At 64.2% G+C, this 8,978-nt stretch carries 6 protein-coding genes and 2 pseudogenes; all 8 read right to left on the bottom strand.

Annotation, left to right across the window (positions count from 1 at the left end; translation table 11 throughout):
• Window positions 1–1,209, bottom strand: a pseudogene (locus A5636_RS26560) (hypothetical protein); the annotation flags it as partial.
• A gap of 35 nt (window positions 1,210–1,244) precedes the next feature.
• On the bottom strand, window positions 1,245–1,607 hold the full coding sequence (locus A5636_RS12910; protein WP_155763792.1) for a hypothetical protein: 363 nt from the start codon (window positions 1,605–1,607) through the stop codon (window positions 1,245–1,247).
• 291 nt (window positions 1,608–1,898) lie between these two features.
• A complete protein-coding gene (locus A5636_RS12905; RefSeq protein WP_065159039.1) occupies window positions 1,899–2,591 on the bottom strand; it encodes a hypothetical protein in 693 nt (230 codons plus the stop codon).
• Window positions 2,588–4,105: a hypothetical protein gene (locus A5636_RS12900; RefSeq protein ID WP_065159038.1), complete on the bottom strand. Its 1,518-nt coding sequence runs from the start codon at window positions 4,103–4,105 to the stop codon at window positions 2,588–2,590. The genes A5636_RS12905 and A5636_RS12900 overlap by 4 nt, the downstream gene beginning before the upstream one ends.
• Before the next feature lie 29 nt (window positions 4,106–4,134).
• A complete protein-coding gene (locus A5636_RS12895; RefSeq protein ID WP_065159037.1) occupies window positions 4,135–4,557 on the bottom strand; it encodes a hypothetical protein in 423 nt (140 codons plus the stop codon).
• Entirely contained in the window at window positions 4,554–7,187 is a 2,634-nt protein-coding gene (locus A5636_RS25505) for an alpha/beta hydrolase (protein ID WP_253900586.1), read from the bottom strand. Before A5636_RS25505 ends, A5636_RS12895 begins: the two co-directional genes overlap by 4 nt.
• Complete coding sequence (locus A5636_RS27270; protein WP_065159035.1) at window positions 7,130–7,651, bottom strand: hypothetical protein; 522 nt, start codon at window positions 7,649–7,651, stop codon at window positions 7,130–7,132. The genes A5636_RS25505 and A5636_RS27270 overlap by 58 nt, the downstream gene beginning before the upstream one ends.
• A gap of 127 nt (window positions 7,652–7,778) precedes the next feature.
• A pseudogene (locus A5636_RS27735) lies at window positions 7,779–8,210 on the bottom strand (toxin glutamine deamidase domain-containing protein); the annotation flags it as partial.
• Between the last annotated feature and the right edge of the window lie 768 nt (window positions 8,211–8,978).

Below are 8,978 nucleotides of genomic sequence, written 5' to 3'. Positions count from 1 at the left end.
CGGCCCTCCAAGACCACCAGGGCCTCCCCGCTGGTCAGCCGGCCGATGGCGTCCAGACTGCACACACCGTGCACCGGCGCCCCCCGCCCCGCCTCCGTGCTTGCCGCCTGCTCCTGCTGGCGTCGTAGCGCCCCTCATGCCGTTGGTTGCCGACCCGAGGGCGCCCAGAGGTAGTGCGCCGGAGCCATTTTGGTGGTTTTTGAGTGCGTCGTCCAATGCCTGATTAGCAGCCTGATTAGCAGCCTGGTTAGCGGCCTGGCCAGCTTGGCCCGCGGCGTTCTGGCCCTGCTGGGCAGCATTGTTCGCCGCGTCGCCAGCACCTTTCCCGGCATCGCCAAGACCCTGCAGCGCGTTGGCCGGCGATGTTGGCGAGGTCGGCATGGACGGCGAACCTGCCGACGGATCCGCTGACCCCGGCCCGGTGGGAAAGGGGAGTGCGGGTGCTCCCATGCCGCCCGGCATCAAACCGCCCGGCGGGCCGCCGCCCCCGCCGGCCCCTCCCAGGCCGCCCGCGGGTCCTCCGATCCGGGGCGCACTGGCTGACATATCCGGATGTCGTTGGCTGATCCATTCGATCGGCGGGTTATAGAATTGATGAACCATTTGCCGCGCATCGCGGTCATAAAAGTTTGCCAGCAGATCCCGCCGGGCTTCGTCTTCCGGAATGTCCATATATTGAGCTCTGGCCTTGGTGTCCGTTTCCAGCTGTTCAGCAGCGTTGACGAACCAATCCTTCGTTTCTTTTATGTCGCGAGAGAAGGTATCGACGAGCGGATCCATGCGCTCCGTCGCGTCAACCAGGGATGACAGATAATTCAGCGAGTCTCTCGCCTTTTTGAACATCGCGGACGCCGTAGCGCCGGACAAAGTCTTTTCAGCCGAGCTGATTGCCTGCTCCAGCGTATCGTGAGCGGCCTTGAGAGCAGCGCTTATATCGGACCAGATGAAGCGATGCCGCACGGCAACATCGTCAGCGGCATCCTTGATGCCGTTGTATCCTTCGAGGAAAGTATTGATGTGTTCTAGCGGAACGCCTTTGATCGTATTACCGGCTAGTCGCGTGCTGTCCACGCTACTCAGGTCACCAAAGAGCGTTTTTCCGATTGTCGAACTGTGGAGATCGGGGATGGAAAGAGTGCTGGGGCGCGAATCCCCGACGTATTGGTCGTCGTGCACTGTCCATTCTAAGTCGGGCGGATCATTCGACATGCGTCATCCCTCGACTATCGGGTGTGACTCCGACACTAATGCTCGTCAGCATTGAGTAAAGCGTTGAAAGCTGTGCTGGAGAAATCCCGGAGCGCCGTGGCGAATTGCGCGTACTCGCTCAGTCGCTGCCGGATGGCATCGCCGGTATCATTCAAGTTCTCGGCGGTTGCTTTAGCGGATTGAAAATTGCCGACAACACCCTCATCTATCCTGAGACCGCTTGCCGCCAATGCCTGCGCCGTGACGGCATCGACGAGCTTTCCGGTATCAGCAAACCACCGGCTCAACGCGACCCGATCGAGTTGAAGGACGTCGTCTGGAACACCCTGGCCCCACTGCTTAAATTGTTGCGTCGCGGCACCTAACGAGCCTATCGATGGCGGTTCATCCACAGACATAACGTTCCCCTCCCAGTAGGTGCCACACCGTAGCGGCAACTCACGCCTGTGGCTCTCCCTCCACATCAGCCCAGGCCGCCGCGATCTTCCGCCGCTGGCTTCGGATGCACCTGCCAGGATAAAGCACCTCAGCAGCATTAATCAGCGCCAGTATTTGCCCACCGGTCACACAATCCGCAACTGTGACTCAACGGCGCTACGTCGGAATTCGGGTCGCCGCTCCGTTTCCGTGCAGTGTTGCTGCACCACCTCGGATGTGCGTGACGTCGAAGTCCGGATCCCTCGGACACCTCATTGCGGAGGCAGTCGGCGCACCCAGCGTCCGCGCCGGGTCGCGATAAGACGCTCACGCTCGATGAACCGGTCTCGCTGCGCAATCGGCGGTTCCGACGAGGATGTTTGCTCGATGCGACCGCTATCGCCGATCAAGAACGCCGCCCGTCCGACCGGGAGATTCGAGAACGCAGCTGCGTCGCTGGCGTCGACATGTACCGGCGCGTACACAGACCAACCGAGAGGAAAACTCTCGGCGACCAAATCGTCAGCCGGATAGCCGATTTTGTGCCTTCGGATGTGGTCGCGAACGGTCGCAATCGCCTCATCGCGGGTCAGGCTCGGGCCCGGCTGTTTGGTATAGGCGGCGCTGTTGGATTTCGAAAGTCGTTGATACCAGCGGGAAAGAGCGTGGAAACTGCAGTACCACGCGACGAAACCGACGGCGAGGGCGAGCAACGGGTAGTAAAACGTCAGCGTCGTGGCTGAGTAGGCGAACGCAATCCCAGCGAGGTAAATCCCCACCAGCACAATGGGCGGAACGAGGAATCCTGAAATATCCACCACCCGCTGGAAGCGGCTGGGCGGCGGACGATCTCGGGGCCCTCCGTCGGAGTCGCCGTTGGCCATGTACCAACCGGACAGCACCAGATAGATCACGACCGGTGCGCCGAGCACGAACAGGGCGACGGTGGCGAGGGTGTCGATCACGGGGTGAGCCCGGCCAGGCTGAGTTGGTTGAGGGCGGTATCCAGATCGGGGTTGCCGAACTCGCCGAACACCGCGGCAAGGTCGCCAACGGTGGCGGTATGCGCCGCGGCGGCGACCAGCAGGTCGCGGCAGGCGTTCTGAGCGTCCGGACCCACCACCTCGACCATGGCGTCGACGGTTTCCCCGGGAGTCCAGATCGCGGGCAGTGGGTCGTCGAGTTCGTCGAAGGTGTTGGTCGATCCGCGCCACCAGCGGCCCTGGTCCCACCAGAAGCAGAAGCTCAGCAAGCCATGCTGGTTGCGGCTGTTCAGAACTGAGTCATTGACCCAGGCGGGAGCGCCGCTGTACAGGTCTGGCAGCGGCTGCCCATGTTGGTAAGCCGCCACCAGCAACGGAGACTCCCAGCGGCCACCGGAGAGCACCGCGCGATCGCCGGGCAGCAGGTACAGGGTCGAGCCGCTGCGGGCGTCGGATTCGTACCAGGCCAAACCGGGCGCTATGCGCGGGCCCCACTGTGAGCGGGCCCCGGTGTAGACCGCCGCCAGCACCGCCCAACGAGCCCAGCTGTCCGGCAGGGGCTCGATATCGTCGGTTTCGACCGAATGTCGGCCGGCGTCCCGATCTGCGGCCGCAGCCGCGGCGGCCTGCGACGGTGTGCGGCCCTGGGCGGCTGGACCGGCCAGATAGCCGGCCAGCCACACCGGTAGGCGGGGACGGGGATAGGTGGCGATGTCGTCGCGGTAATGGGCCGCCGGTTGCAGTTGGGCGTCGGGAAACGGTTGGGCGCCGTAGTCGTAGGAGGCTTGCAGCTGGCCTTGGTTGGTGACGGTCAGCGTCAGTCGCCACCATGGTCCGGCCGACATCTGCGCGCTGACCTCGCGCTGGGCGCGAACCAGATCCATCACCGACCTTGGCACGCTGATCGGTCGCCAGCCCTGATCGGTGACCGCCGCGCAGTCAGCCGATCCGGCCCGCACGGTGAGCGCGAAGACAGCGGTGATTTCCCGCCAGCCGGGTGGGCCGAGTTTGGCCAATTCCTGGACGATCGGCTCGAGCATGGCCGAGGCTTGTTGGCCGATCCGCTCGTCGCGACGGGCAACGTCGGGATCTCGCTCCGGAAAGTCCTCGAGTACGCTAAACCCTCTCGCCGCAGGCTGTTCCGGGGATTCGGCTTGAACGAACGTCGAGGCGAACTCGTTCATGAACGCGGTTGCCGCCGGGCCCGCACTTCGGTGCGCAAGTGCCCGTTCTCGTTCGGTGAACAGGTTGCGCGCCACTTGCGGGGGCACCGATGACGAGGTCTGTTCGATGCGTCCGCTGTCGCCTATCAAGAACACCGCCCGTCCCAGCGGTATGTTCAAGAACGCTGTCGGGTCGTCGGACTCGACGCGGACCGGGGCATACACCGACCAACCGACTTCGAACCGGTCTGCCACCAAATCCGTTGTGGGGTAATCGATTCCCGCACGCCGGACATGTTCGGTTACCGCGGCGACGGCCTGGGCGGCGTTCATGGGTGTCGAACGTCCCTCACTGTCCAACCTCACTGTCCCAAATTTCCGGACATTTTCAGGATGCCCGCGTGGGCGATCGGATAGAACCGCTCGATGCGTGTCTTGATCCGCTCCAGCTCCTCGCGCTCCGTCGGAAAGCCGGTCCCCTCGGACCTGATCAGTTCGGCGAGTTCGGCCCGGTCGGCGAAACGCGCGAGATACTGCCATTCTCCTGTTCGATCGAATAACCCGTAAACCTGGGCGGCTCCGACGAGTGCGATCATGCAATTGATCTCGCCCGCTCGCTTGGAGTTGTAAATCTGCAGCTGGCAGTCTGGCGAACGATAGAATGCGACCGAACCGGCAACGCCATCCTCGTCTATATCGTCCTGGAAAGCAGCAAGCTCAAAGCCGAATCCGGCCAGCACGGGACCGATGATCGTCTGCACGTCGGTCAGAAATTCTTCGGTCATTCACCAGGGCTTTCTCTGCGAACCCACGAGTCTCCAACTTGTTCATACCCGTACCGCGGTGCATGGCTGCGGAGGAATTCTATCTCGCGTGCGGAAAACGAGTTCGGACGCAGCAGTACGACATCCTCGACCGAGGAATAATGGTTGTAATCAACCAAATAGTCGATACGGGCGACCCCATCTTCCATTTGCGTCCGCAGGAATTGCTCGTTCACTTGCCAGCCCAAGTAATTTGCATCCGATCGGTTGAGGCCGTGCTCGATATTGTTCCAAGCGGGTGCTCCGGTGTCATAGAAGATGCCGCCGTCGTGCCTGGCTGCACCGATATATCCGCCGTCGTGACCGTCATATTTCCCCAGCACGACGCGATCTACGTCGCCGACGCGGTGGGTGGACAGCTCGGCGACCTGCCGTACCAACTCGGCGGTGGGGTTTCCGCTGGCAAACGCTCGGTTGAGATCGGCCGCTGCCCGCGCGGCGTCGGGCGCATACGTCACCTCGTCGCCGATGGCCAACTGCCCAGACCACCCCTGGTCTGCTTCCGGCGCTGCGTCGGGCTTCGCGCCCGCCACTGGCCCGACGGCGTCGGCGGCGTCCAATTGTGTGGCATGGTCGTCGAGGGATTCGATCGGGTTGCCGTGTGGATCGAGGTAGCCCACCGCAGTCCTGTCGACTGCGGCTTGCCCCCAGGGCGGCGGCCATCCCAATTGCTCGAAGCTGTTCCCAACCCGTTCGTAGAGATGCACCGTGCCACCGTCGTTGACCGCGACGTAGGCGTGGCCACCCTGTGTCGGGCCGCCCGACCAGCTGGACGCCAGGATTGCCGCCGATCCGTCGCCGTGGTGCAGCAACGTCTCGCGAACCTCCGTGTAGCTGGTTAAATGCGGCGCACAACCCCAGGCCACGAATAGGTTTCGGGCTGGCGTGCCGGTCGGACCTGGTTGGGTACCCAGCGTGACGTCGCGTCCACAGCGTTCGGCCAGGAAGTCGGTGACGCGGTGCGCGCAGTCCGGATCGCCGAGCGGGAGAAAATCGGCGACGGGGCGGTGGCCGTCGAACCCGGTTGGGGGGTCGCCAATTTCGGTGTCGTGCCAACGCGGATCCCAAAACCGGCGGTTGTGTTCGGAAGGGTCGGCGGGATTTTCGAGCGGACGACTCTCCGCCGGCTCGACGGTGCGCCACCACCCGTGTTCAGACCGGTCTACTTCGAATCGGTGTTGTTCGGGGTGGACTTGTTCGAACATACCGGCGCCGATGCGGCCGAAATTCGCCAGCGACTCCGTGCGCAAACCCTCGGTCTGTGCGTCGAACCGGTAATAGGCCGAGTGCGTTGCCGTGGTTCCTTCGGTTCTGCCGAGCAGGTGATCCATATAACGTGGAAACTCGGCGGTGATACGTTGTGCGCCAAAGCCTTCCATCGCCGGATCGATGCCCAGTCCGCGCCCGAAGAAGCGGCCGTAGGTTTCTGGTTGACGCGCACCCAACGTGTCGAGGGTGCGGGCGCCCAGCATCGTGATGGGGTCGCGCGACGAAGACGCGACGAAAACCCGTTCGCCGAGACCGAACTCATCGGCGTGACGGACCGGCCCGGCACCCGGGGAACCCGCCAGGGTGATACTGCGGGCGTGGGTGGTCAGCTCGCCACCATGACCGGCGAAGCCAGTGGTGGTGGAACCGTATGAGTGGCCGAAAACGTCGTTGTTGCAGAAGTGGCTGCCGTCGCCGGCAAAGGCGTCGCGCGCGGCATTGAATGCGGTGAGGTCGCCGCGCAGGATGTGGCCGCCGGCCCGCGCCAGCCTGCTGTGCGCGACGTCCCACAGGCCCTTCAAGCCTTGGGGGGCGTCGTAACCGATCCAGGCGATCGACGCGACGCGGGCCCCGGGATGCTCCATTCGAACCGACTCGAAGTGGTTCATCGCATTGCCCAAGTTGTTCCCGATGCTGTCGATCGTGGTGGAAAAGCCCGGGACGTGCCATGACACCGCATCCGCGTGGTAGGGGTCGTGCCCCACGCTGACTACCATCCGACCGTCGCCACCGAACGCCTGCGGGTCGAACGCCAGAACGTGCACCTCGACGCCGAGTGCACTGGCCCTGGTGCGGGTTTCGTCCAGCACCCTGCGAATGTCGTCGTACCGCGCGAGGTCTTTCTTTTCACGTCGACTCAGGTGCTCGCCCGCATCCCGACGGGATTGCAACTCGTCGTGTAGCTGGGACAGCCGAAGGTCGCTGGCTTCGGTGCGCGCCCATAGTGGAATGCCTTCGGCGTTGCCGATTTCGTAAGGATGGGAGTCGATCAGCGCGCGCTGTTCCTCGCCGCTGAGCTCGCGCCACCAGGTGGCGTTGTCTCTGGCTCGTTGCTCACCGAAGACACTGTCGGCCAGATGGTGTCGCAACGAATCCGGATGAACGGGCGGGATCCTCTTCCAGATGGCCTGCCGCGCAACCTCTCGCGCATGGTCCGCGTCGGGGTGCGAGGGGACCTCACGTCCGCGGTCCGCTGGGTCTATTCCCTCGTGGTCCACGCCCGGATGCGGGCCGACGTCGTTGCCGAGAACTCCGGCGTGGTCTGCTAGCGCCGCGTCGTCGCCTCCTCGGGCCAAATCCCCGAGTTTTGCCGCCTCATCCACTCCGCGTAGGACATCGCGACCCTCGACAGGGAATCCGCCGGATCGATGAGGAAGGTGCTCTTGTTGATGGTCAGCGGATGTTCCTGGGTCGGTTCGGGCGGATCTTTCAGCGACACTGCCGTCATCTGGTAGACGATGGTCTCGGGGTCCTCCCGGACGCGCCGGATCGTGATGTTCCATTGGTGCGGATAGATCTGGTTGCCGGTCGGACGGCCGGTGCGCTTCGCCTGCGTGTAGTCCGCCGCGATCGTCTGCGGCGCCAGGCTGGACTGCACTGTCACGATCCCGGTCTGCGAATCGATGACCAGGTTCGCCAGGCCCAGTCCCATCCCGGCCTCGTGTTGCTCCGGTGTCAAGATCGGCTGACAGACCCAGCCCATCTCGAACGGCCACACCGTGTAGTTGGTCTCCGGATCGAACTGCGCCAGGTAGGCCAGCGCTTGTTCGGCTGTGTCCAGTTGCATTGTGTGGACCTCCCTGTTCAGGTGCGAGCGGGCCGAAATAGTCGGATCGAATAGGTGTCGACCACAGGCGGGCCGAGTGATCGACCAGTCGGGGCGGAGGATGATCAGAGGTCAAGCCATGCTGCGGATCCCACCAGACCGGACCCGCCGCGCCGTGCGGATACACGACGACCGTCGCGTGCGAACCCGCCACCACCGGTGTTCCGTTCGCGTGATACATCGGGTTTCCGTTGGCGTCGCATGCATGCCACTCGTTGACCACTAATGCCGATGAGCCGGGCCCCATTTGGGCTATCTGCTGATGCAGCGCGGCAAACTGGTCGTGCACGGTAAGGCTTGGATCTGAAGCCCGCAGGCCCTGTCCTAACCAGGTCTGCGCCCGGGCCAGTCCGCCCGCCTCGCCACTGCGCAGATCGAGCGTGCCGTTAGGGAGGATGTCGGCGAACCGGGGCGCCGAGACCGTGGGGTGGCCCTGAAACGAAGCCAGTGCCGAAAGCGCGCAATCCAGGCAGTTGTTGGCGCGCCCGTCGACTGTTGGCCCACCGTCGTTGACGAGCACACCGTACTGGTTGTTCCGTGGGTCAGCCCAAATGCGGTATGCCGTCTCGTTCGGGGCTCGCAACGCAGTTTCGACTGCGGCTTGGTGGGCCGGATGTTCGACGGGAGCCAGTTGGTGCGGCCCGTAAACCCGGTGGTCCGCGGGATTTTGGAAGCCATAGGGATCGATGGGCCCGGGACCTGGCGGCGGAGAGGCGCCGTCAGGGCCGTGCGGGTCGTCTGGGTCACTCCTGGACGGCGATGGCTCGTGACGCGACTCATGTTGCCCGCCAATCCGATCCGAGCCCACCCCATGTGGCCCGCCGGTGCTCGTCGGGCGTATGGGCCCGTGTCCCGCGTCGAGTAACACGGCGGCGACGACCGGTGGCGTCGTTTCTCCGTCCCGTGTTGGCTCGATTTGAAGTGTCGAATCATGCTCTCCGGCAGTATCTTTGGTGATTTCGGAGGCGCCGTGCTCGCGGTCGGACCGGCCGGCCGATTCGCGAGTGGTTGCGGGTTTGGTGTCGGGGTGGGGCTCGTGACGTCCGGCGGCGTCGCGCGAAGGCGGCGCGTCTTTCGGTGAGTGACCGTCGCGGGCGTACGGCACTTGTCCGTCGTGGGTGGGCTGGATCTCCCGCTGCGGTATGCCGTCGCGACGCGATTGCGGCTCGCGGGCGGATTGAGGATCGCGCGGCGGTGGGGCTTCATGCGGTGCGGGGATCGCCGATCAAGAATTGGGGCAGCGGGTGGGCGCCGCGGTGGTGGCCAGGACTGCAGTGACGCTGGAGGA

The organism is Mycobacterium asiaticum (assembly GCF_001673315.1).
Lineage (GTDB): Bacteria > Actinomycetota > Actinomycetes > Mycobacteriales > Mycobacteriaceae > Mycobacterium > Mycobacterium asiaticum_B.
The sequence above is the reverse complement of the archived record's forward strand: the minus strand, read 5'-3'. Positions and strand labels throughout refer to the sequence as shown.